The 24,660-nt window shown below is 60.0% G+C and carries 20 protein-coding genes; 6 read left to right on the top strand and 14 right to left on the bottom strand.

The features are described from left to right. Positions 1-70: 70 nt before the first annotated feature. The 13 genes from ACEN8E_RS24545 to yaaA all read right to left on the bottom strand — a co-directional run bounded on the left by ACEN8E_RS24545 (position 71) and on the right by yaaA (position 18,234). Complete coding sequence (locus ACEN8E_RS24545; RefSeq protein WP_495590209.1) at positions 71-1,522, bottom strand: mannose-1-phosphate guanylyltransferase/mannose-6-phosphate isomerase; 1,452 nt, start codon at positions 1,520-1,522, stop codon at positions 71-73. A 214-nt stretch (positions 1,523-1,736) separates the two neighbouring features. Next, entirely contained in the window at positions 1,737-2,393 is a 657-nt protein-coding gene (locus ACEN8E_RS24540) for an alginate O-acetyltransferase AlgF (RefSeq protein WP_495590208.1), read from the bottom strand. A gap of 14 nt (positions 2,394-2,407) precedes the next feature. Continuing rightward, positions 2,408-3,580: an alginate O-acetyltransferase gene (locus ACEN8E_RS24535; RefSeq protein WP_495590207.1), complete on the bottom strand. Its 1,173-nt coding sequence runs from the start codon at positions 3,578-3,580 to the stop codon at positions 2,408-2,410. Between the two features lie 11 nt (positions 3,581-3,591). Next, the gene (locus ACEN8E_RS24530) at positions 3,592-5,157 is read right to left on the bottom strand and encodes an MBOAT family O-acyltransferase (protein ID WP_495590206.1); all 1,566 of its coding nucleotides are present in this window, start codon (positions 5,155-5,157) and stop codon (positions 3,592-3,594) included. A 194-nt stretch (positions 5,158-5,351) separates the two neighbouring features. Further along, positions 5,352-6,476, bottom strand: a complete 1,125-nt coding sequence (locus ACEN8E_RS24525) for a mannuronate-specific alginate lyase (protein WP_495590205.1) — start codon at positions 6,474-6,476, stop codon at positions 5,352-5,354. An 8-nt stretch (positions 6,477-6,484) separates the two neighbouring features. Next, complete coding sequence (locus tag ACEN8E_RS24520; RefSeq protein ID WP_495590204.1) at positions 6,485-7,933, bottom strand: alginate O-acetyltransferase; 1,449 nt, start codon at positions 7,931-7,933, stop codon at positions 6,485-6,487. A 10-nt stretch (positions 7,934-7,943) separates the two neighbouring features. After that, positions 7,944-9,521, bottom strand: a complete 1,578-nt coding sequence (gene algG, locus ACEN8E_RS24515; RefSeq protein WP_495590203.1) for a mannuronan 5-epimerase AlgG — start codon at positions 9,519-9,521, stop codon at positions 7,944-7,946. A 26-nt stretch (positions 9,522-9,547) separates the two neighbouring features. Beyond that, complete coding sequence (locus tag ACEN8E_RS24510) at positions 9,548-11,029, bottom strand: alginate export family protein (RefSeq protein ID WP_495590202.1); 1,482 nt, start codon at positions 11,027-11,029, stop codon at positions 9,548-9,550. Further along, positions 11,026-12,534 carry an alginate biosynthesis TPR repeat lipoprotein AlgK gene (gene algK / locus ACEN8E_RS24505; RefSeq protein ID WP_495590201.1) on the bottom strand — a complete coding sequence of 503 codons (1,509 nt, stop codon included), beginning with the start codon at positions 12,532-12,534 and terminating at the stop codon, positions 11,026-11,028. The genes ACEN8E_RS24510 and algK overlap by 4 nt, the downstream gene beginning before the upstream one ends. Before the next feature lie 9 nt (positions 12,535-12,543). Beyond that, a complete protein-coding gene (locus tag ACEN8E_RS24500) occupies positions 12,544-13,713 on the bottom strand; it encodes a PilZ domain-containing protein (RefSeq protein ID WP_495590200.1) in 1,170 nt (389 codons plus the stop codon). 36 nt (positions 13,714-13,749) lie between these two features. Then, entirely contained in the window at positions 13,750-15,231 is a 1,482-nt protein-coding gene (gene alg8 / locus ACEN8E_RS24495; protein WP_495590199.1) for a mannuronan synthase, read from the bottom strand. Between the two features lie 95 nt (positions 15,232-15,326). Continuing rightward, the gene (locus ACEN8E_RS24490) at positions 15,327-16,643 is read right to left on the bottom strand and encodes a nucleotide sugar dehydrogenase (RefSeq protein ID WP_102671021.1); all 1,317 of its coding nucleotides are present in this window, start codon (positions 16,641-16,643) and stop codon (positions 15,327-15,329) included. A gap of 811 nt (positions 16,644-17,454) precedes the next feature. After that, positions 17,455-18,234 (bottom strand): peroxide stress protein YaaA, encoded by a 780-nt coding sequence (yaaA, locus tag ACEN8E_RS24485; protein ID WP_495590198.1) that lies wholly within the window; start codon positions 18,232-18,234, stop codon positions 17,455-17,457. Positions 18,235-18,502: 268 nt separating this feature from the next. Here yaaA and ACEN8E_RS24480 point away from each other — a divergent pair, with 268 nt between their 5' ends. From ACEN8E_RS24480 to ACEN8E_RS24455, 6 genes are all read left to right on the top strand, one after another. Next, a complete protein-coding gene (locus tag ACEN8E_RS24480) occupies positions 18,503-19,627 on the top strand; it encodes a polysaccharide deacetylase family protein (RefSeq protein WP_495590197.1) in 1,125 nt (374 codons plus the stop codon). Between the two features lie 336 nt (positions 19,628-19,963). Then, positions 19,964-21,358 (top strand): PhoH family protein, encoded by a 1,395-nt coding sequence (locus ACEN8E_RS24475; RefSeq protein ID WP_477776982.1) that lies wholly within the window; start codon positions 19,964-19,966, stop codon positions 21,356-21,358. Between the two features lie 246 nt (positions 21,359-21,604). Continuing rightward, complete coding sequence (moaC, locus tag ACEN8E_RS24470) at positions 21,605-22,078, top strand: cyclic pyranopterin monophosphate synthase MoaC (RefSeq protein WP_007972660.1); 474 nt, start codon at positions 21,605-21,607, stop codon at positions 22,076-22,078. Further along, positions 22,075-22,317: a molybdopterin converting factor subunit 1 gene (moaD, locus tag ACEN8E_RS24465; protein WP_008018597.1), complete on the top strand. Its 243-nt coding sequence runs from the start codon at positions 22,075-22,077 to the stop codon at positions 22,315-22,317. Before moaC ends, moaD begins: the two co-directional genes overlap by 4 nt. A 3-nt stretch (positions 22,318-22,320) precedes the next feature. Continuing rightward, positions 22,321-22,773 carry a molybdopterin synthase catalytic subunit MoaE gene (gene moaE, locus ACEN8E_RS24460; protein WP_007989960.1) on the top strand — a complete coding sequence of 151 codons (453 nt, stop codon included), beginning with the start codon at positions 22,321-22,323 and terminating at the stop codon, positions 22,771-22,773. A 280-nt stretch (positions 22,774-23,053) separates the two neighbouring features. Next, positions 23,054-23,830 (top strand): ABC transporter substrate-binding protein, encoded by a 777-nt coding sequence (locus ACEN8E_RS24455; protein ID WP_495590196.1) that lies wholly within the window; start codon positions 23,054-23,056, stop codon positions 23,828-23,830. Between the two features lie 116 nt (positions 23,831-23,946). Here ACEN8E_RS24455 and ACEN8E_RS24450 read toward each other — a convergent pair whose 3' ends face one another. Further along, entirely contained in the window at positions 23,947-24,588 is a 642-nt protein-coding gene (locus tag ACEN8E_RS24450; protein WP_495590195.1) for a helix-turn-helix transcriptional regulator, read from the bottom strand. Positions 24,589-24,660 lie beyond the last annotated feature (72 nt).

Genomic DNA, 24,660 nt, shown 5'->3' with positions numbered 1-24,660 from the left:
AAGCCCCCGTTCAACCCACTGCGGATAGGGAACGCAATGAGCTGAATGGGGGCTGTTTTTTGATAAACGCTTACTGCGCGATGGTCTTCACCGAAACCCCACGCTCAACCGGCGTAGACCGCCCATAGATATCTTCAAACCGCTCGATATCGTCCTCCCCCAGATAACTCCCCGACTGCACCTCGATGATCTCCAGCGGAATCTTCCCCGGGTTACGCAGGCGATGCACCGAAGCAATCGGAATGTAGGTCGACTGGTTCTCGGTCAGCAGGAACACGTTCTCGTCACAGGTCACCTCGGCGGTGCCGCTGACGACGATCCAGTGTTCGGCGCGGTGGTGGTGCATCTGCAGTGACAGGCACGCGCCCGGTTTGACCGAGATGTGCTTGACCTGGAAGCGACCGCCCATGTCCACCGAGTCGTAGGAGCCCCACGGACGGTAGACTTCGCAGTGGTTCTGGGTTTCGCTGCGGCCCTGTTCGTTGAGGGTGTTGACCATCTGTTTGACGCCTTGGACCTTGTCCTTGTGGGCGATCATCATGGCGTCCTTGGTTTCGACCACGACGATGTTTTCCAGGCCGATCACCGACACCAGTTTGCCGTTGCCGTGGATCATGCAATTGCGGCTGTCCTGGATCACCACGTCGCCTTTGCTGACGTTGCCGTTGGCGTCCTTTTCATTGACTTCCCACAGCGACGACCAGCAGCCGACATCGCTCCAGCCGGCGGTCAGCGGCACGACGCAGGCGCGTCGGGTTTTTTCCATTACCGAGTAGTCGATGGAATTGTCCGGGCAGCAGGCGAAGGTGGCTTCGTCGAGGGTGATGGTGTCGGCATCCTGCTTGCTGCGTTCCAGGGTCAGCAGGCAGGTGTCGTAGATGTCCGGATCGTGCTTTTTCAGCTCTTCCAGGAAGCGGCTGGCGCGGAACAGGAACATGCCGCTGTTCCAGAAGTAACCACCGGACTGGACGAACTCGGTGGCGCGCTTCACGTCGGGTTTTTCGACGAAGTGCGAGACGCGGCTGACGCCTTCAGGCAGCAGCGAGTCGTTGGTCGACTTGATGTAGCCATAACCGGTTTCCGGCTTGGTGGCCGGCACGCCGAACAGCACCATTTCGCCGTTCTCGGCAGCGACGGTGGCCAGGGCCAGGGCGCGTTGCAGGGCTTTCTGGTCTTCCAGCACGTGGTCGGCCGGCAGTACCAGCATCAGTTCGTCGCGACCTTCGTTGACCAGCATCATCGCGGTCAGGGCCACGGCCGGCGCGGTGTTGCGACCGAACGGCTCCATCAGGATGCGCTGGGTTTCCAGTTTGTGCGCGGCCAACTGTTCGTTGACGATGAAGCGGTGGTCCTTGTTGCAGACCACGATAGGCGTGTCCATACCTTCGAACACCAGGCGCTCCAGGGTTTGCTGGAACAGTGTGTGCTCGCCGGTCAGGGCCAGGAACTGTTTAGGGAACTGCTTACGGGAAAGCGGCCAAAGACGTGAGCCGCTACCACCTGACAAGATCACCGGAATCATGTTGTTACTCCTTGAATATCGATTGGTTAGAGCTACTGCGTTCTGTCGTTTCACTCTTGTTTTTGTTCCGTGTCCAAATTGACGACCCGTATCACTGTGGGAGCGAGCCTGCTCGCGAAGGCGTTGTATCAGTCGACATCAATGTTGAATGTCAGACCGTTTTCGCGAGCAGGCTCGCTCCCACAGGGGGTTATGCATCAACTTGGAAAATTGATCAGCGCGTCGACACCGGGCGCTTCACCCAGACCGGCGACAGGCTGCTGCCGTTGCCGGTGACGTACAGCACCGCGGCTTCACCGCGTTCCAGGGCGACCGGTTTCACGTCGCCGACTTTGGTTGCGCCGTCATAGAGCGCCAGGCTGACTTTGACCGGGTTGATTTCACGCTCGCCACGGCCCTTGGCGGCCACGTTCGGCACGACGTCGGTCTTGCCGTCGGCGGTTTTCAGGGTCAGCGTCTTGTCGCTGAGGTTCTGTACGCGTACCAGGGACTTCTGCTTGTTCTTGAACGGCGGCTCCTCGATCAGTTGCGGTGCGCCGCTGGCGTTGTTGACCAGGGTGTAATAGTGGTCGCCGGCCAGTTTCACCGGCAGGGTCTGGCTACCGACCTTGGCGCTGTAGTCGCCACCCGGCATGAAGCTGAAGTCACTGCTGGATAGTGGCGCGACGTCGCTCAGGTTGGTGCTGCCGACGGTGGCGCTGACTTCGGCGTTGCTGGCGTTGTAGATGCGCACGAAGGTCGAGCCTTTCGGTGCGGTCGGGCCGTAGAGTGCGGCGTCGCCACCGGCGAAGGCCTGTATCGACAGCACGCTGAGGCCGGCAACCAGGGCAAGGCTTTTAGCGAGACGACGCGGAGTTGTAGTGAAAGTCATGGTGTACCTCTCTTTCAGTTTTGCGCCCGGTCGGGCGTCTCGGATTTGTTGATGGCTACGTTTTGTTGGCGCGCGCCGGCTTGTTTAAGCTCTGCGACCCACTGTGGGTCGGCGTCGCCGATTTCGTTGTTCACGGGCAGATATCGTTCAGGGAACTCCCAGATCAGCACCTGTGGCGGGCTGTTCTTGAAGGCATCGCTTTTCAGGTAGCTGAGCATCGGCAGAATCGGGCCATGGCCGTCTTCGGCGTAATTGACCACGTCGCTGTGCAGGGCTTGCTTGAGCGCACCGACGAAGTTCCAGGTGGGGTTGGCGCTGTAGCTGGTGCCGATCAGGGCCACCGGCACTTCGGTGTTGGCGAAAAGAGCATCGTCACCGGCCGGCTGGTCATCGGCTGCCACGGTGTTGCGCTTTTGCAGTGACTCTTGCGCCGGCATCAGGTTTTCGAACAGCGGGTCCAGCGGCAGGAACAGACGCAGGTCGCCCTTGTGGGTGATTTTCTCCGCAGGTTCGGTGACGAAGCGCTGTGGCTCGCCGCTCAGCGGGAACTTGTCGGCGATGGTCTGGGCCAGGCGGTTGGCGGCGATTTCGGCGCCTTCCGGGGTCCAGTGAGTATCGGTGCGCAGGAACACTTGCTGGCCATTCTGTTTGGCCTGTTGCAGTGGGCCGAGCAGGTCAGGGGCGGGAATCCGGTCGGCGGCCAGGCGCTGATGGAAGTCCTTGTAGAGGTTGGCGTGAATGCTTGCCGGCTTCACCTCACCGAGGTGTTCCGGGTACAGGCGCACCTTGGCTGGCACCACGGCCATGACCAGTTGCACGCCTTTTTCCTTCAGGGTCTGGCGCACGCCTTCGACCAGTGCGTAGTTGCCTTGCAGGTTCAGCTCTTCGTTGACCACCGGGTGGAATTCTTCATCGCTGTACAACCACTGGTCGCGGCCGAGCACCACGCCCGGACGACCTTCGTTGAACAGTTTGAAGTCCAGCGCGGCCCAAAGATTGGTGCCCAGGCGCTTGATCGGGAACTCGTCGTCGTAGTGGGTTTCCACGGCTTTGGTCCAGCGACCGTTGAGCACCGTCGCGTCGGCGTTGGTGCTGAAGCCGAAGAAGCTGCGCACCGACCACAGACCGAGCACCAGCAGGGTCACCAGGAACAGCGCGATGTAGAAGATACGTAATGAGCGGGTCATGGTCAGATCCCTCAGAACTGGAAGTAAAGGAACGGCGAGAAGCTTTGCGCCGAGAGTTTGAGAATCGAGGCGATGAACAGCAGCAGCACCAGCGCACGCATCACGTAGCGCGACCAGTCAGCGGTCCAGTAGGCCGGTTGCACCTGGGCTTCGACGCCGACGGTGTAGCCAGGCTGATGGATGCTCGCCGGGTTATCCCCAGGCACGGCCTTGATCGTTCCCGCTGTCGCGGCGGCCGGGCCGTCGGCGTCGACGTTCACGGCAGGCTTGGTCTTGACCGGTGGCTGATTGGTGTAGAAGTCGCGCAGGCCGAAGAACGCCAAAGTCACGTAGGCCACGATCAGCGTTGCCACTTGCAGACCGGTGAGGCTGGCCTGATTGAGTTCCGACAGCGACCAGTCGCCAAAGCTGAACATCGCGCCGTACATGCGTCCGGCGACGTGCAGGTTTTCCGCACGGAAGATCACCCAGCCCATCACCACCAGCAGGAAGGTCAGCACCCAGCGGATCGGGTTGAAACTGCGTGGCGAGGTGTTCAGGCCAATGGCTTTTTCAATGGCCAGCCAGCTGCCGTGCCAGGCACCCCAGACGATGTAGGTGATGTTCGCGCCGTGCCACAGACCACCGAGCAGCATGGTCAGGAACAGGTTGCGATAGGTCATCAGCGTGCCTTTACGGTTACCGCCCAGGGTGATGTACAGGTAGTCACGCAACCAGGTCGACAGGCTGATGTGCCAGCGCCGCCAGAACTCGGTGATCGACTGGCTGACATACGGCTGCTTGAAGTTTTCCATGAAGCGGAAACCCATCATCAGGCCCAGGCCGATGGCCATGTCGCTGTAACCGGAGAAGTCGAAATACAACTGCGCGGTGTACGCCAGCGCGCCGAGCCAGGCATCGCCCGTGGTCGGGTTTTGCAGGGCGAAGCAGTGGTCGGCCACGACGGCCAGGGTGTCGGCGATGAAGACTTTCTTGATGAAACCCTGCATGAACCGCGTGCATCCCTCGGAGAATTTGTCGAGGGTGTGGGTGCGGTTGTTGAACTGGTCGGCCAGGTCGCGAAAACGCAACACGGGACCTGCGATCAGGTGCGGGAAGATCGCCACGAACGCCGCGAAGTCGATCAGGTTGCGGGTCGCCGGGGTGTCGCCACGGTAGACGTCGATGATGTAGCTGATGGACTCGAAGATGTAGAACGAGATCCCGATCGGCAGCAGCACGTGGGTCAGGATGAAAGGTTCCAGGCCAACCGAGGTCATCATCGCGTTGATGCTGTCGACGCCGAAGTTGGCGTACTTGAAGTAGCCGAGGATGCACAGGTCGACGGCCACGCCGAGCAGCAGCCAACGCTGCGCCGGTTTGGTCCTGACCCCGGCGGCACCGACTTTCAGGCCGATCCAGTAGTTCCACAGCGTGACGCCGGCGAACAGCGCGAGGAAGTCCACACGCCACCAGGCGTAGAACACGTAGCTGGCAATCAGCAGCAGCAAATTGCGATAGCGTTGCCCGCTCAGGTAGTACAAGCCGAGAAAGATCGGCAAGAACAAAAACAGGAACACGTTGGACGAGAAAACCATCCCGATCTCTCCTTGTTTGAATCAACAGTCAAGGGCCAACGGCCCCCCCAAACCCCCCATCAAATCTGAGGGGCAAACATCACTTCACTGTGGGAGCGAGCCTGCTTGCGAAAGCGGTATGTCAGTCGACACTTTTGGTGAATGTCAGACTGCATTCGCGAGCAGGCTCGCTCCCACAGGGGATTGCATTTGTTCTATGAGCCTTTGTTGCCTTTTTCATTGGCCGGGTCGTAGACCTTGGTCAGGTCACCGCCGAGGCGGAAGGTCTTGAACGGCTGCATCTGGTGTTTCTTCGCCAGCACCTCGGGCGAGCAGCTGTAGAGCGAGCAGTACGGTTCGAGCCAGGCGAATTTCATGTCCTCTTTCAGGTCGGTCATGTCCTGTTCCTTGCCGTTCTTCTTCTCGAACTGGTCCGGGTCTTTCACCCCGGACAGCACCCGGTCACCCAGGCGTTTGAGCGCACCATTGTTTTCCTGGCGCAGGTCCACGCCGTTGACCTGGGCGAAACTGGCGATCATCGCCAGTGGCGGCAGGGCGTAGTTGTGGTAAGCCAGGGCCCGCTGCTGGCGCTTGAGTTCGTTGGGCAGGTAGCCGTCGGCGTCGACCTGGTTGGCGCCGACCTTGAATTCCTTCACCGCCCAGTCGAACAGGTCGCGGCGGTTGGTGGCGACGGAGGTGGCCATCACCGACCAGGCGGCCCAGTACGAGTGGTTGTTGGTCTGGTCGAGCGGCAGGTTGTCCCAGTCGCTGACCACCTGATCGGCCATCCTGCTGAACCAGGCTTCGATCAACTGCGCTTGCTGTTGATGGGTGGCCAGCGGATGGGAGTCGGAAAACTTCAGGCGGATATAGGCCGAAGCCATGCTGCCCAATGCCCATTTGCGCATCGACTTGCCGGTGTGGTTGAAGTCTTTGGACATCAGCGCGTCGGCCTGGGCCCAGGCGGTCAACCAGTCGAGCGTGCACTCCAGCTGTTCCGGGCGACCGTCACGCATGAACTGCATCACGCGCTTGCTGGTGCCGCGCTCGATTTTGGTGATGTCGGCGGTGCTCTCGCGGAAGGCTTTTTCCGACTGCACGTTCAGGGTCGCGCGGGCCTTGTCCGAACCTTCGTACTTGCTGCGAAATTGCAACGAGCCGGTGTACGGCGTCGGCATCGCATCGCAGCCTTCGCTTTTGTCGCCCGTCTTGAATTTATCCACAGGCGCAAAATAGCCCTGGGGTGGACGCAGTGGCGCAGCCGCTTGCGTGGCCCCGGCGAACATCGCCAGGCTCAGGAGCGTCGGTGCCAACAGTGTTGAAAAATTCGGATAGCGCATGGCAGACCTCATTGCCCGACCGAAGCAGTACGCTGCTCGGCACCCGGGAATACGTTGCGTTTGCAGATTTTCGCTTCGACTTTCCGAGGCGCGGCACCGGCTTCGGGGCCCTGGACTTCAACGGCCAGCAAGTTCTGCGAGGCCCAGTCTTCATCCGTGCGCAACTCGAAAGCGAAACGCCCGTCAGTCTCGGAGGTTTCCGGTTTGTCGATCTTGATGTCCTCGTGGCGACCGTTCATGTACCAGAGGGTGGCTTGCAGGGTTTTCACCGACGTGTCGGCGAAGCGGATGTCGACCTGGTGGCTGCTGTTGCGCAGGTCCATGTTCTTGCTGTTGACCATCAACTCGTTTTTGCCCGGCTTGAGCGTGGCGCTGCCGGACATCTGCGCATCCTTGCCTTCGCAACCGTTGTCCAGCAACGCCATCATCTGGCGGTAGATGGTTTCCTGGTCGAGGCGGTACAGCGGCGAGAATTCCCAGATGAGAATTTTCGGCGGGTTCTTCTGGAACTCGTCGCTGCCCAGGTACTGCAGCATCGAACCTTCCAGGCCGCCGCCGGGGAATGCCACGTTGAGGATGTCGGCACCGATGGCTTCTTCGAGGAACCCGGCGAAGTTGTAGTTCTTGCCGCTGTGGGAGGTGCCCACCAGGGTGATTTGCGGATTGCCGGAATCACCGAACAGATCGCCATCGCCCGCTTCGCCCTTCGGTTCGGTGGTGAACTGATCCATGTACTGGATCGCGTAGCTGGTGCCACAGAGTTGACCGGCCATGTTGTGCAGGGTTCCGGTCTTGCCCATGCGCCCCGACTTTTTGGTCTCGAATTCGCGCTTGGGAATGTCGGCGAATTCAGGCATCTGCTTGACCTTCTCGGCGACGATTTTCGCCGTGCGCTGGGCACCGTACGGCGTCCAGTGCTGGTCGCCACGGAAGTAGAAATCGTGGGCGGGCAGGGTGTCGGGCAACGACTCGTTGGTCAGCGGCGAAAGGTCCGGGACGACATAGCCCATCTGCGCGAAACGACCGAGCATGGTCTTGTAGTTCTGCAGCGCCTTGTCGAAGTTGAAGCTGGCTTTCTCCGCCGGGTTGAGCTTGTTGCGGTTCACCAGGCCACGGGTCGGCTGGTACACGATGACCAGTTCCACGCCTTTGCTCTTGAACGCATCGTGCAGTTGTTTCATGCGCTTGTAGCCGGCGGGCGTGGTGTCGAATTCGGTGCGCAGGTCTTCCTGGGTGCGGAACAGCCAGTCGCCCTGGGCCTGTACCAGCGTGGTGAAGTTCTGCTGATAACGGGTGGTGTAGTTCTTTGCGTCGTGGGCGGCCGGGCACAGGCTGCAGCACGGTTCGGCACTGAACTTCGGGGCCTGGACTTCATCGGCACGCGCGCCACCGCTGGCGGCGAGAATGCCGGCGGTCAGAGCCGACAGGCTGAGTAATTTGATCAAGTGTGGGTGCATAAGATTGTCCTCAGTCCCGCATTTCGGTCTGGCGTTCGACAGGGTCGATCAGCACGGCTTTCTGCTGGCGCACCAGCAGGTCGAGAATTTCATCCTGGCGATCGCCAAGGATGCCGGTGAAGCTGATGCCGCTGGATTTGGTCGGTGCGAGCATCGATACGCGATACAGCTCGACACTCAGCGGCGAGTCGATGGACAGCGGCCCGCTGCCGTTGGCCGCCAGTTCACCACCGACCACGATCAGCGATACCTGGGCGTCGAACGGGTCGAGCTTGATGTCACGGTCGGTGTTGCTCAGGTCCTTGATGTGCCCGTAGACGCCGGTCAGGCCGTTGGCCATGGCGACGTTTTCGTACAGGCGAATGTTCACGCTGTTACGAATGCGGATGCCGTGGCGCTTGTTGCTCAGCACACGGTTGCCCCACAACAGGTTGTCGGCACTCTCGTAGAGGGTGATGCCGTCGGTGTGGTTCTGGTAGATCTCGTTGTGGGCGATCAGGTTGTTCACGCTGTTACGGTCGATCACCAGCCCCGAGAGGTGGTTGTCGTAGCTGCGGTTGTTGAAGATGAAGCTGTCGTTGACCTCACGGGAAATAATGATCCCGTGCTTCTTCTTGGTCCCGAACACCGTGTTGTCGGCAATGATCAGACCGTGGGAACGGTCGTGCGGGTCGATGCCGTAGACGATGTTGTCTTTGTAGGTGTTGCCCTTGACCACGAAATCGCGGGTTTCATAGCAGTAGAAGCCGTACCACATGTCCGAGAATTCGGAGCCGACGATCCAGCCGGTCGGTTCAGGACGCTTGAGCACCTTGGCCATGTTCGGCGTGTACTGGGAAATACTCACGCCATAGGACTTACTGTTGGCGTAGCCGAAACTGGCGATCTTGCTGTTGGCGATGTAAGTCTCGGTGCCGCCCCAGGCGAGCAGGAACGGACGGAATTCCTTCGGCGAGTTGAATGTCGCCGGGCCGTTGTCCTTCTCGCGCCAGCCGGTGATCCTGGTGTCGCGCACGAACAGTTGGCCGTCGTTGACCAGGAACGAACCGGCTTCTTGGGACAGGCGCAGCTCCTGGGTCTGCTTGTCGATTTCGAGGATGCCGTGGCGACCGACCACGATCGGCAACTTCGCCAGGTAAACCCCAGGTGCGGTTTCGATGACGTACTTGGGTTGCTTCTTCGCCAGGTCCTTGAGGTTCATGTAGCCGTCGTCGACGAAGATCGCCTGCGGGATGCCGTGCTGGCGCACCACCCACTCGGCCATCTTGTTGTCGCCGCCGATGAAGTCCTTCAGGGCGTCTTCCTGCATCATCCGGCGCACGCTGATTTTACCGGCCTTGCTGCGCACGATTTTCGCGGCGACGGCCTCGGCGGTGTAGCCCGACAGGTCCGGCAGCTTCGGCGTGGCCAGTTCCAGCGGCTCGGTCGGTGCGCTGCTGACGGTGTAGGTCTTGGCCTGTTGCAGTTCCTTGGCGATGGTGGCCGCGTGTGCCGGTTTGGCCGGCTCTACATTGGCGAAGCCGGCCGAGCTTGCCAGCAGCATCGCGCCGGCCAACAAGGTGAGCGAACCTCGCTTCGAATTGTTCATGTCGGGCACTCCCTTCGCGGCTTGCATCAGAAGCGCCAGATCACGTCGATGAACGCGCGGTGCATATACGAATCGACTTCCTTGCCGTAGGCATCGCCCGGCTTGAACACACCGCCGCGGAAACGCACCAGGGCCGAAGGCTCATCGATGGACTGGCTCAGCGCCGCCGGCAACAGGCCTTGCTTGAAGTACTTGGTGACCACCAGGTCCATCTCCTGACCGAGGTCTTTCTCGCCATCGTTCAGCGGCAGCGAAGTGCTGGAGAGGATCGCGCCGGTGACGTCGTCGGTGTTGTTCTCGACCGCGTTGATGCCGTTGTTGCCGATCGGTTTGTTGCCGTCGACGCGCCAGAATTTGTGGTAGATAAGGCTGGCGTCGTATTCGTCGTTGAGCATCCACGAACCGAACAGCGTGGCGGTCTGCATGTTGCTCATTTCGCCACGGAAGGCCTCACCGAAACGGTGTACCCGCGAGCGGGTGCCGGTGTAGTTCGAGCGATTGCTTTCCAGGCCGTTCTGTTGGTACTCGGCGCTGGCGCGGGCATAGGCGGCACCGACTTGCCATTGCGGGTCGAGGCGCAAACGCACGCCGACATCGGTGGCCCAGCCGTTGAGGTCTTCACCGCGCTTGGCTTCAGCCGGCGGCGTGCCATCGGCGTTCAGTGGGTTGACCGTGTCGGTGTCGCCGCGCATGCCGGTGATGCTGCCCCAGTAGTTGACGGTGTTGGTGTTGCGCCAGTTGTAGGCATCACTGTCGGCGGTCAGGCCGATCCAGCTGATGTCGCCGTTCTGTTTCTTGTCCAGCGAATCAGCCGGTACACCTGGCTCCGGGAAGTCGAGCTTGCCGTTGTCATGGGTGTGATGACCGCGAATGCCGACCCAGTTACCGGGTGTCCACTGGTATGCGGCATCGGCGTAGGCGTGCAGGCGATCCTTGTCTTTGGGCGCCAGCTCGGTCAGATCGGTGCGGTACTCGCTGAAGCGTTCGGCGATACCGACGTTGGCCCGCAGCAAGGTGGTGTCGAAGGTCCAGTTCAGGGCTTCGATGTTGGTGTCGCGCCATTGACCGTCGTCGTTGCGCAGGCGCTGGCGACCGAACTTGAGGATCTCGCCGGGGTAGGGCGTGAAGCCGCTGTAGCCGACCCAGAACTCACGCATGGCCAGGTAGTTTTTCTTGGCCTTGCGATCACCGTTGTCGGTGGTCTGGGTACCGTCGGACTGTTGCAGGGTATCGGTCTCGATGATGTCGGTGGACGTCACCGCCTGACCCATGGCGTAGGCACTCCACGCGCCGCTTTCGCCATAGACCCACGGACGCAGGTCGAGGCCGACGCCATTGACGTCGCCACCAGGAGCGGTGCCCAGATCACTGTCGTCTTCGGATTGGCCGGTGATTTTCACTTCGAGGCCGAAGTTCTTGGTTTCAGTGATCGCAGCAAGCGTCGGGCAGGACCAGATCAGCGCGAATGTCAGGCCAATGCCGGCCTTCATGAATGGATTGAGCTTCATAGGGATTCCTCGCCGTCTTCGTCTTGCAGGGCTTTGAGTTCCGGCGTGTTCGGGCTCAGGGCACCGCGCACGGCCTGTTCTTGTTTCAACAGGCGTTGGGCCTCGGCCAGCCGGTCAGGCGGCAGTTGCGTTTGGAGTGTTTGCGCAAGCTCGGTGGCTTGCGGCGTGTTCTGGGCCAGAGCCAGTTGGCTGAAGACATAGGCGTTGAGCGGGTCAGGCTTGGTGCCCTTGCCTTGGGAAAACAGTTGGGCGATGGCGAAGTCGGCGCTGTTCTGGCCGTTGCGCGCAGCGGTCAACAGATGGTCGAGCGCTTTCTGCGGGTAGACCTTGCCCAGGTAGCCACGGCGGTAGATCTGGCCGAGGTAGTAATCGGCGGCGACTTCGCGGCCGACGGCTTTCTGGAAGTGCGCTTCGGCGACCTTGGCGTCGGCCGGCACCAGTTTGCCTTCGTAGTAGAGCTTGCCCAGCAACAGTTCGGCGCGAGGCTGGTCGGCGGCGCGACCGTTGTCCAGGTACTTCATCATCTGGTCGACGTCGCCCAGTTCGGGGAAATCGTAGAGCAGTTGCGCAAGGGAGACCCACGAGGCCGGGTAACCCGGTGCGATCGGTTCGAGCAGCGACTGTGCGGTTTTCTCGTCGGTCTTGCCCAGGGACGAATCAGCGAGCACGCGGGCGACGCTGTCGACGCGCTGCGCCGAAACAGTGCCGCGAGCGTGAGCCGCTTGCAGCTGTTTGATCAGCTCGGCCTGTAGCTCAGGCTTGGCCTGTTTCTGATAGACCGTGGCCAGCTCGACGTAGCAGATGTCGTTGGTGTTGAGCGCGGCCTTGCAGATTCTTTCCACGTCATCCAGATGCTGGTCATAGGTGCCCTGGGTGCGATAGAGCAGCACTTGCGCCAGACCGGCTTCCGGTTTGTTCTCGGCGCGCCATTGGCTGATTTGCTGTTGCGCATTCACGTTGGGAAAACTGTGCGGGTATTGCAGGTACAGCATTGCCAGCGGGATCAGCGTGTTGCCTTCGCCCGCGGCAGTGGCTTTTTTCAACAGGGTTTCGGCTTCGTGATGCTCGGCTTCCGTGGAGCCGGGCTTGGCCACCAGCAGGCGACCGAGGCGTGCCTGGGCGCGCGGCGAAACGCTGGCCGCGGCGCGGTAAGTCGCCTCGGCCTGTTTCATCTGCGCCGGGTCACGGCTGTCGACCTGGATGTCGGCCAGGCCGACCTGGGCTTCGCTGTAGCCCAGGTCTGCCAGTTGCCGGTAGTTCTGCGCCGCGGTGACGGTATCACCGCGCTTGAGCGCTTCGTTGGCCAGGCGCTGGTCGGGCAGGCCGGCGCAGCCGGCCAGGCTCACCGCCAAGGCAATGGCACACAGAGACCCCATGTGGGAGCGAGCCTGCTCGCGAAGCAGGCGACTCGGTGTATCAGACTGACCGCGCTGATCCCTTCGCGAGCAGGCTCGCTCCCACAGGGATTGTGGTGTTCTGAAGTTTGGTGGAGTCGTCACAGGCATGTCCTCCGGTTACAGACCAACAGCCATGGCTTTGTCGATCAGCCAGTTCAGGTTCGGGCCTCGGTCGCTGCTCACTTCCACCGGACGACCGGCGAGGGAGCTGTCCAGGGTTTCGTCCGGCTGGATCAGCACGCGGATGTCGGAGGACAGGTCGGCGCTTTTCAGGCTGGTGCTGCTGACGATCTTGCCGGTGCGAGAGTGGTCTTCGCCGGCGATCTGGAAGCGCACCGAAGTACCCGGGCGCACGTCGCTGAACTGGCGATAGGAGAAGCGCGCTTCTACGTTGGCTTCACTGTTGCGCGGCACCAGCTGGAAGATCACGTCACCCTTGCTGGCGTACTGACCGTTGGCGACCATTTGCTGGGCCACGGTGCAGTCGCAAGGCGAGGTCAGGGTGCCGGTCATTTGTTTGCCGAACAGCTCTTCAACCTTGGCCGGTTGCAGTTGGTCTTCGTCCAGGTGGCCCTTGAGCACGTCGAGCATGCTGGTGCTGAAGGTCGCCAGCGGTGCGCCTTTGGCGGCTACGCCGTCGGTTTTTATCAGGCTCTGCACGGTACCGTCGCGAGGCATGGTGATGTTCACGCCAGGCACACTGACCAGGCCGGCCTGGGCGTGGCTGACGAAGTACATGCCGTACACCGATTTGAAAACAAAACCGAACGCCGCCAGGCCAACTACGAAGACCCCCAGGCTGAAGGTCACGGCTTTCATGCGCCCGAACGCGGTCATGCCATGGCCACCGTCCTTGACCTTGCGCGCCTTGGTGAAGTTGTCGCGTTGCAGGGTCGCGAGCATTTCACCCACGCTGACGATGTCGCCGGCCAGGTGCGAAGTGATCAGGTGGCGCAGGGTCGAGATGTCCCGTGGCTCCAGGTTCTGGAACTGGCAGCCGGCGCGTCCGGTCTCGCGATCGAAAGAGCGGACCTGCAACTCGACGTCCATGGCCAGGCCGAGGTTGTCGATGACGAATTGCAGGCGGGCCTTGTACACGTCACCCATTTTCAGCGGCAATTGACCGGCGTTGAACGCCAGGCCACCGGCGGACAGGTCGATCACCCGGGCTTCGACCGGTGTCCGGTCAGGGCCGAAGAAGCGCAACTTGGCCGGGATTTTCACTCGGGCGTGTTGGCGCTGGGCTTCGGATTCGTGCACTACGTTGGCGTTGACGGCGGTATTCATAAGGGCGATTTCCTGGTTAATTCAATAAGGGGGCGGTCAGACCATCAACAGCAGCACGGCGACAAAAATGCTGCCGGCAGAGAAGGTCATGGCCCGAGACGACCAGGTGTTGAACCAACGTTGAAAGCTGGCGAGATCACGGGTCAGAGAAGTGGGTTGGCGGGTCCAGGACTGTTGGTCGAGGCGGAAGAACACGTAGATCTTCACCAGCGCGCCGACGATCTGGTTGTAATAGAGAATCGCCGGGTAGGCCGGGCCGATCCGGTGTCCGGAGCACGACAGCAACAAGGTCAGGATGAACCGGGTGATGCCGATCCACAGCAGGTACACCAGGATGAACGCGGTGCCGTACTTGAAGCTGGCGATCAGTGCCACGGTCAGGCCCAGCAGCGAAGTCCACATCGACACGCGCTGGTCGAACAGCACCACCGATGTGAACACGCCGAGGCGTTTGATCCCCAGGCCCAGGGCACGGGAGTTCTGCCGCAGGTTGTTGCCGTACCAGCGGAACATCAGCTTGCGGCTGGCCTTGATGAAGCTCTTTTCCGGCGGGTGTTCAACGGTGTTGATCGCCGCGTCGGGCACGTAGAACGTGTCGTAGCCCAGGCGCATCAGGCTGAACCAGCTCGACTTGTCATCGCCGGTGAGGAACTTGAAGCGACCCAGGCGCCAGTGTTGCAGCGAGTCACTTTCCACGTCGGCGATGAAGTCCGGGTTGGTGACCACGGTGGCGCGGAATACCGACATGCGGCCGGTCATGGTCAGCACGCGCTTGGACAAGGCCATCGAGCACATGTTGATGTGGCGCTGGGCGAAACGCAGCTTGTGCCATTCGCTCATGATGTAGCCGCCGCGCACTTCGCAGAACTCGTTGGTGGTCAGGCCGCCGACATTGCCGAACAGCTGGAACCAGGGCACGGTCTTGCGCACCACGCCTTCGCCGAGCACGGTGTCGCCATCGATCACGGCCACCACGGCACGGTCGTCCGGCAGGTGACGGGAGATGGCGCGGAAGCCGTAGGCCAGGCCATCGCGTTTGCCGGTGCCGGGAATGCGCACGAAGTCGAGCTTGACCCGGGACGGCGGGTTCATCCGGTTCCACAGGCTTTTCACCAGCAGTTCATCGGACATTTCCACGATGGAGCAGACCACGGTGGTCGGCAGGTCGCAGTCGATGGCTTCGCGGATCACCGAGCTGTAGACCTGTGCAGTGGTCAGGGCGTCGATGCGGAAACTGGTGACCATCAGAAACACGTGGGACGGGTCAGCCGCTTTACCCAGCTTGCGCACTTTGCGCCGCAGGTACGGGTAGACGATGTACAGAAAAATCATGCCGCGCACAAAGTGGGTGGCACCCATCGAGTAGCGCCAGATACCCACGGCGCCAATCAGGAAAATGAAGTCCTTCGACTCGGAGTCGAACGTGGACACGGGCAACGCCATGGCGAGGCCCATCAGTAAACTCAGGTAGAACAGCCAACCGGCGGCCTGGAGTAGGCCGTGTTTTAGCCTGTGCATAATCGGAATCCTTAAGTCAGTTGCAAGCCCCAAGCTTCAAGCCCCAAGCGAGGAGCTTTGAACTTGCGGCTTGGAGCTTGAAGCTTGCGGCTGCCTTACCAGCAGATACCTTCGGCGCGGCCAGTGGTGCTGGTGGCCTTGGACATGAAGCCGACCAGGTCGATCACTTGCTTGCCGTGCGGAACTTCCTGCACCAGCGCGCGGAATTTCTCGTCGCGGTTGCCGAGGATGATCACGTCGGAGTTGTTGATCACCGCGTCGAAATCGGAGTTCAGCAAGGACGAGACGTGAGGGATCTTCGACTCGATGTAGTCCTTGTTGGCACCGTGAACGCGGGCGTACTCGACGTTGCTGTCGTAGATGCTCAGGTCATAGCCCTTGCCGATCAGCATTTCCGCCAGGTCAACCAACGGGCTTTCGCGCAGGTCGTCGGTGCCAGCCTTGAAGCTCAGGCCCAGCAGGGCGACTTTGCGTTTGTCGTGGCTGGAAACGATGTCGAAAGCGTTCTGTACCTGGGATTCGTTGCTGCGCATCAGCGAGTTGAGCAACGGCGCTTCCACGTCCAGGGAACCGGCGCGGTAGGTCAGGGCGCGCACGTCTTTTGGCAGGCACGAGCCGCCGAAGGCGAAGCCCGGGCGCATGTAGTACTGGGACAGGTTGAGGGTCTTGTCCTGGCAGACCACGTCCATCACTTCGCGACCGTCGACGCCAACTGCCTTGGCGATGTTGCCGATTTCGTTGGCGAAGGTGACCTTGGTGGCGTGCCACACGTTGCAGGTGTACTTGATCATCTCGGCGACCGCGATGTCCTTGCGGATGATCGGTGCGTCGAGCTCTTCGTACAGCGATTGCAGAACGTCGCCGGACGCCTTGTCGAACTCGCCGATGACGGTCATTGGCGGCTGGTCGTAGTCGGCGATGGCGGTGCTTTCGCGCAGGAACTCAGGGTTCACGGCCACGCCGAAATCAACACCGGCCTTCTTGCCGGAGCAGTCTTCGAGAATCGGGATGACCACGTTGGCCACGGTACCCGGCAGCACGGTGCTGCGTACGACGATGGTGTGGCGGGTGGTCTTGTCACGCAGGACGAAACCGATTTCGCGGCATACCGCCTCGATGTAGTTCAGCTCCAGGTCGCCGTTCTTTTTGCTCGGCGTGCCCACGCAGATCATCGACAGGTCGGTGTCGCGAATCGCCTCGGCGAAGTTGGTGGTGCCACGCAGGCGACCGGTCTGGATGCCCTGGGCCAGAAGTTCGCCCAGGCCGGGTTCAACAATCGGCGATTTGCCGGCATTGATCATGTCGATCTTGTCTTTGGCCACATCGACGCCAACGACGTCATGACCCCGTGCAGACAGGCAACCGGCACATACTGCGCCGACGTAACCCAAACCGAAAATGCTGATGCGCATCGCAATTACCTCTGTATTGATCAAGCCATTAGATGGCCGGAGTTAATGGTGTTCAGCGGTGATAGTGCACTCGCAAGTACGCCTTACAGGCGCAACGATGCCGTGTGCTGGCATATAAGTTACGAGTGTCTAAATAAATGCACTCAAGGTGTGCGCAACTAGGCCTTGTTGTTATGAATTGCCCTGTTATGCAGCCGATCCTCTTTTCAAAAAGGTGCAGGTGCAAAGGTCTTGCACGCTTGATCTCAGGCCGAAAGCCCGTGGATCAAGCGGTTGGGTGCTCGGGGGAGCACGTCTATAGGGGCGCTGCCTTGGCCTTGTAGGGGATAGTCATATCGCGTTATCTCCTGTCCGCTTGCTGTTGTCCAAATCAGTGATTAGTCGGCACAAGTTATTATTACAACTTCGCTACACGAATCGCTTATCTGCGTAAGTTATCTCGTACAGGCTCGGCGAGATTCGTTACCGGTGGTATGAGCGGCGCGTTTGGACATAGTTCCAGTCCGCCCATCGTGAAAACTGAAATTTTTTGAAATATTGAGAAAGATGGCACTGCTCTCAAACTGATAGCACTTGCCGTTTCGCCCTTTATATATAGGCGGATAATTGGGGCGGATAGTTTTTTGCCACTACTGCTAAAAAAAGTCAGTGCCACTACGCAAAAAAATGATTGAAGTCGAGTGAAACTAAAGTTAGAAAACGCATAGATGTATTTTTGGCGCCAAAGAAATGGCGAAATGGCGGGGGAAGGCTGAAGTGAATCAAGGGTCGACGCACGAGGGTTGTAGAGGTCGTGCGCCGACTGGATGCATCACTCTGGTGCGTGATCGCGCAGGAACACCAGATTGTCCGGTTTGGATTGTTCGGCGCTGTAGCGATAGCCTTGAACGTCGAATTGCATGAGGGCCGCCGGATCGTTGATGCGTTCTTCGATGACGAAGCGGCTCATCATGCCGCGGGCCTTTTTCGCGTAGAAGCTGATGATCTTGTACTGGCCGTTCTTCAGGTCCTTGAACTCGGTGTTGATGATGCGTGCGTTCAAGGCGTTGCGTTTGACCGCCGAGAAGTACTCGTTGGACGCCAGGTTGAGCAGCACGTCATCGCCTTGATCAGCCAAGGCTTCGTTCAGCCATTCGCTGATGCGTGTACCCCAGAAAGCATACAGGTCCTTGCCCCGGGCGTTGGCCAGCCTGGTACCCATTTCCAGGCGATAGGGTTGCATCAGGTCCAGCGGGCGCAGCAGTCCGTACAGGCCGGACAACATGCGCAAATGTTGCTGGGCATAGTCGAAATCGGCTTCGCTGAAGGTTTGCGCATCCAGGCCGGTGTACACGTCGCCCTTGAATGCCAGCAGCGCCTGCTTGGCATTTTCCGGGGTGAACGCGGGCGTCCAGCTGCCGAAACGCGCGGCGTTGAGCCCGCCAATCTTGTCGGAAACGTGCATCAATTCGCTGATCTGCGACGGGGACAACTCGCGCAATTGCAGGATCAACTCCTGGGAATGGTCGAGGTACTGCGGCTGGGTGAAGCGCTGGGTCGCCGGCGGTGTTTCATAGTCGAGGGTCTTGGCGGGTGAAATCACCATCAGCATGAAGTCGTCTCCTTTAATCGTGGTGGCGATTCTAGGGGGTTGTTCGTGTTGACTCCAGCTATGGCGTCCATAGGTGATGGCCGGTGGCCTTGCACCAAACCCTGTGGGAGCGAGCCTGCTCGCGAAAGCGATCTACCTGCTGGCATTGTTGAGGTTGACACACCGCATTCGCGAGCAGGCTCGCTCCCACAGTAGTTTGGCGGTTGCAGCGGGAATCCGGGGCGGATCAGCTATAGTGCCGCGCGGGTTTTGTTATGGAGACATCCCATTGCGTATCGCTTTTCTCATCTCGATCTGGCTACTGAGCTTTGGCGCTATCGCGGCACCGGGCGATGTGGCGACGCTCGATCGCAGCACCTGGCCGGAAAAGCTCGGTAACCCGACGCTGTTCGACGTGGCGTCGAGGGCCGAGATCCTCATGTTTTCCAGTGTCCTGTTGGCCAGCGAGTCGCTGGATGAACCCGCCCTGGCCCAGCGCCTGGGCCTGCGCACGATCAATCTGGAGTCGGTCAACCGGGTTCGCCAGCGCATGTGGCAACGACTGCTGACCAACTACAACTACGCCCAACAGAGTTGCGACCAGGACGCCTCTTTCTGTTTTCTGGTCGAGGACATGCCCACCCTGCGCGAGCAGGCCACCAGGTTCCAGGTCAGTACAGACAGCTACTACATCAAGTGGGCCGAGCCGAGCCGTGTGTTCCACACCCAGTACCTGGACGAACAGTTGCGCAAGGCCGCTTTGTTCCCGCAAACCAGCAGCGAAGTCGATCGTTTTGGCGACTATGAGCACACTGGCGACGAGATGCATGATCGGCTGTTTCTGCTGACTTTCGACAGCGCCGCCAACGCCGCGCCGGACAATACGGCCTGGGTCACCGAGTACCTGCGCAAGTCGAACATGAACGGCACATTCTTCGTTCTTGGCAAGGACATCCAGGCCCGTTTGGCCGAACATTCGGTGAGTAACCTGCAAGCGACCTACTCGACCCAGTGCATCGGCGTACAGGGCTGGGAGTTCCGGTCCCACAGCCACTGGCAGGACTGGCAGGACTCGGTGCGCCGCAGCGCCGAACTGGTCAAGAGCAAGCTGCCGGAGAACTACGTGCCACTGTTCCGTCCGCCCGATGGTCAGCGCCGTTCCGATGCCGAAGGCTTCTTCAGGACCCAGGGTTTGCAAGTAGCGCTATGGGACATCGACGCCCAGGACGGCGCCGGCAAACTCAAGGGCAACCAGAGTGCGCAACGGGTGCTGAGCCTGATGCTGCTGTGGCGGCATGGGGTGATCAATTTCAATGCGAAGCAGGATGGCGTGAAAACGGCGTTGCCGTGGCTGGTGACGCAAACGGCGCCGGTCGGGATCGGCTGGGAAGACTGTCAGGACGCGTTTCGCTGAAAGCGGCGAAAGCCCGTAAACATTGGGGATGGAGCGATTTCAAGCGAGATTTTACTGCAGGTTGATCTCCGACTGTAAACGGGTGATGTCAGTCCGCCAAGTGTTATTGGTCATTCTGAAAAATAAACTTCAAAAAAGCGTCAAAGTACTTTTTTCTGTCACACGTTTTGGAGTATTACGAAGACAGACCGCCGAAACCTGCAACACAGGTGGCGTCTTCCAAGACCCCGCATGTATGCAGAACACTTGAGTCCCCGCAGGTGTATTCGGCAGTCACTTCGAGGCGCAGCACCGTCAGGGTATTGCGTCGACTGGCTCCCACAAAGGTGACCGAGTATGGATGATCACGGACGTAGCTCTTCTTCCAACCAGCCAATCCTTTATGTACTCGATACCAACGTATTGATTCACGATCCAAACGCGCTGCTCAACTTCGAAGAACACCACGTCGCGATCCCGATGACCGTGCTTGAAGAGCTCGACAAGCTCAAGAGCGGGCATCACAGCGTTGCCGCAGAATGCCGCCAGGCCATCCGCCTGATCGACAAGACCCTGGGCGATGCCTCTCCCGAGGACGTCGAGCAGGGTGTGCCGATCCAGCGTGGCAAAAGCGGACCCAAGGGTTTGCTGTCAATTCTGATGAGCAGGCATGCCGAGCCGAACCTGATTCTGCCCGAGCACCTCAATGACAACAAAATCATCAACCAACTGATCGACCTGCACGCGCGCGACCCGAAGAAGCCCGTAGTGCTGGTCACCAAAGACATCAACATGCGCCTCAAGGCGCGCGCCTGCGGGATCGCGGCCGAGGACTACAGCACCGACCAACTGGTCGACGACGTGTCCTTGCTGCCCAATGGCTACCACAACATGACCGGCTCTTTCTGGGACCGCGTGAGCAAGGTCGAAACCCGTCAGGACCATGGCCGCACCTGGCATCAGGTGCAGTTGATCGACAACCTGCCGGCGGTGCACATCAATGAATTCATCATTGATGAGCAGGGCTTTGTCGGCTGGATCAAGGAGATTGAAGAAGACCGTTTGCTGATTCTCGACTTGCACCAGGAACCGCTGCTGCACCAGGAGGCCTGGGGCCTGAAGCCGCGTGATATCTATCAGAGCCTGGCGTTGTACGCCTTGCTCGATCCGGACATTCACCTGGTCAACCTGTCGGGTGCCGCAGGTTCGGGTAAAACCATCCTGGCGCTGGCTGCCGCGATTGAGCAGACCATGGTCAGCAAGCGCTATCGCCGCATCATCGCCACCCGTAGCGTGCAGGGCCTGGACCAGGAAATCGGCTTCCTGCCCGGCACCGAAGCGGAAAAAATGGAGCCGTGGCTGGGCGCCATCACCGACAACCTCGAAGCCTTGCACATGGATGACGAAAGCACCCATGGCAGCGTCGACTACATCCTCAGCAAAGTGCCGTTGCAGTTCAAATCCCTCAACTACATCCGGGGCCGCAGCTTCCAGCAGAGCCTGATCCTGATCGACGAATGCCAGAACCTCACGCCGCACCAGATGAAAACCATCATCACCCGTGCCGGCGCCGGTTCCAAAGTGGTGTGCCTGGGCAACCTGGCGCAGATCGATACCCCTTACCTGTCCGCGACCAGCTCCGGGCTGACCTACCTCACTGAACGCTTCAAGGACTTCCCGAACGGGGTGCACATCACCCTGCAAGGGGTGCCACGTTCGATCCTGGCCGAATACGCCGAATCGCATCTGTAACTGTCCACTGGAACCGGGCGGCTTCACAGCCGCCCGGTTTTTTGTGCCCGACACAAAACCCTTGTAGGAGCGAGCCTGCTCGCGATGGACGTCAACGATAACGCGTGCTGTCTGAATGACCGCGTTGTCCCTGCGTTTTTCGCGAGCAGGCTCGCTCCTACAGGGGGATTGTGTGACCCGATAATCGTGCGTGCGAAAAATTGACCCGCAGGTTTACAATCGATGCTCCTGATCAGGAGTAATCCCGTGCTGACTCATCTCGATTCCCAAGGTCGCGCCAACATGGTCGACGTCACTGAAAAAGCCGTGACATTCCGTGAGGCGACGGCCCAAGCGCTGGTGCGCATGCTGCCCGAGACCCTGCAGATGATCGTCAGCGGCGGTCACCCCAAGGGTGATGTGTTTGCCGTGGCGCGCATTGCCGGTATCCAGGCGGCGAAGAAAACCAGCGATCTGATTCCCCTGTGCCATCCGCTGATGCTGACCGGCGTCAAGGTCGAGCTCAGTGCCGAAGGCGATGACTCGGTGCGTATCGTGGCGCGCTGCAAGCTGTCCGGGCAGACCGGTGTCGAAATGGAAGCCCTGACCGCGGCCAGCGTTGCCGCGTTGACCATCTACGACATGTGCAAGGCCGTGGACCGCGGCATGACCATCGAAAGCGTGCGTCTGCTGGAGAAGGTCGGCGGCAAGAGCGGACATTTCCAGGCGGAGCAGCCATGAACGTGACCGTGAAGTTTTTCGCCCGTTATCGTGAAGCGCTGGGGCTGGACTCGGTGAAGGTCCAGGGCGATTTCGCCACCGTCGATGACGTTCGCGCATTGTTGGCCCAGCGCGACGGTGCCGAAGTATTGAGCGAGCAGAACCTGATGTGCGCCCGTAATGAAGACCTCTGCCAGCTCGACGAGCCGGTAAGCGATGGCGATGAAGTGGCATTCTTTCCGACCGTGACCGGAGGCTGAGGCATGGCGATTCGCGTGCAATCCACTGCATTCGACCCGGGGGCCGAAGTCAACGCCATGCACGATGCCAATGTCGGCGTCGGCGCGGTGGTGAGTTTTGTCGGTTACGTGCGCGACTTCAATGACGGCCTCGACGTGGCCGGGATGTTCCTCGAGCACTATCCGGGCATGACTGAAAAAGCCCTTGGCAAGATTGCCATCGAGGCCGAACAACGCTGGCCGTTGCTCAAGCTGGAAGTGTTGCATCGCATCGGCGCCCTGGAACCGGGCGAGCCGATTGTCTTCGTTGGCGCGGCCAGCGCCCATCGACAGGCGGCATTCGACGCCTGTGCCTTTGTCATGGATTACCTGAAAACCCGCGCACCGTTCTGGAAGAAAGAAAACACCAGCGACGGGCCGCGTTGGGTCGAAGGGCGTGACAGTGATCATGCGGCTGCGGATCGCTGGAAGCAGTAGATCCTGCGGCGTTTTCAAGTAAGTCTTCGCGAGCAGGCTCGCTCCCACAGGGGAATGCGGTCAGCTGTGGGAGCGAGCCTGCTCGCGAAGGCGTCATCGGCAACAGCAAAAATCCTGCTGATTCACCACCCGACCATCGGCCGGCACGGGCTGCATTTGCCTCATTGACGGACAATACATAAAAGTCCAGTATGGAATTATAAGTACAAAAAAAGGTCTCCACCCGTTTCAGCTTTTTCTTCTGTCTTGCCAAACCAACAACAACCGCGAGAAAACGAACATGAAGAAGTTCCCCCTCATCACCGGTCTGGCCCTGAGCCTGTTGGCGTGCAGCAGCGTGTTCGCCGCCGAGAAAACCCTGCGCATCGGCATCGAAGCCGCATACCCACCGTTCGCCTCGAAAACCGACAAAGGCGAAATCGTCGGTTTCGACTATGACATCGGCAACGCCCTGTGCGCGCAGATGAAGGCCAAGTGTGTGTGGGTCGAAGGCGAGTTCGACGGTCTGATTCCTTCCCTGAAGGTGAAGAAAATCGACATGGCGCTGTCGTCCATGACCATCAACGAAGACCGCAAGAAGTCGGTGGACTTCACTCACAAGTACTATTTCACCTCGTCGCGCGTGGTCATGAAGGACGGCGCGGTGGTGGATGACCAGTACGCCAGTCTCAAGGGCAAGACCGTCGGCGTGCAGCGCGCCACCACCACCGACCGTTACGCCACCGAGGTGTTCGAGCCCAAGGGCATCAACGTCAAGCGCTACAGCAACAATGAAGAAATCTACATGGACCTGGCAGCCGGTCGCCTCGACGCGATTTTCGCCGACACCATTCCGCTCAATGACTTCCTGTCGATGCCGCGTGGCCAGGGTTATGCCTTTGTCGGGCCGGAGCTCAAAGATCCGAAGTATGTGGGCGAGGGTGCCGGGATTGCCGTGCGCAAGGGCAATACCGAACTGGTCAGCGAGCTGAACACGGCCATTGATGGCATTCGTGCCAGTGGTGAGTACCAGAAGATTTCCGAGAAGTACTTCAAGTCCGACATTTACGGCGACTGATCAATCGCCTTCGCGAGCAGGCTCGCTCCCACAGGGGATTTGTGAACGCAGCAGATCAAATGTGGGAGCGAGCCTGCTCGCGAAGAGGCCCGCCCAGTCAGTGAGAATCTCAGGGTCTAGCCCTTCAACTCCTTCAAATGCTTGTACACCGTCGCCCGGCCCATGTTCAGCACATTGGCTACGTAGTTCGAGGCGCTTTTGCCCTTGAACGCGCCTTCGGCGTGCAATGCCAGCACCAGCTCACGTTTGTGATCGCGGGTCAGCAGGTTCAGGCTCAGCTGGCGCTCCCGCAGCCAGGCGTGGAGGAAGGTGTTGATCCGCTCCTGCCAGTCATCGCGGAACAGTGCATCCGGTTGCGGGATCAGCTTGGTCGGCGACAGGAACAGATCCAGGGCGGCCTTGGCATTCTCGAACAGCGAAATATTCAGGTTGATGCACAGCACGGCCAGCGGATGCCCCTCGCTGTCGCGCAGGACGGTGCTGAGGCTGCGAATCTTCTGGCCATCCCAATTGAGCTTTTCGTACGGCCCGATGTTTCGTTCGCTGACATCGTCGCTGAGCATGTCTTCCAGCGCCGAGTCGTCACCGATTTCCCGCTTGGACAGGTTGTTGGCGATGTAGTCGACCCTTTGCGTGCGCAGGTCGTGCAGCACCACTTCGGCATGGGGGAAAAACAACGTGGCGATGGCGTCGGCGATCGCGTGGAAGTTATCCAGGGACGTGTCGTCCAGGGCCGAGTCTTTTTCGGGGGCGTTCATTTGATGGAACTCCAGGCAGCGTCAACGCCCCAGCAAAGGGGCGCTGAAAGTGTGCCGTAATCGTGTGGGCAC

This window comes from Pseudomonas sp. Pseusp9, from assembly GCF_059491265.1.
This window is presented reverse-complemented; position numbering and strand designations above follow the sequence as displayed.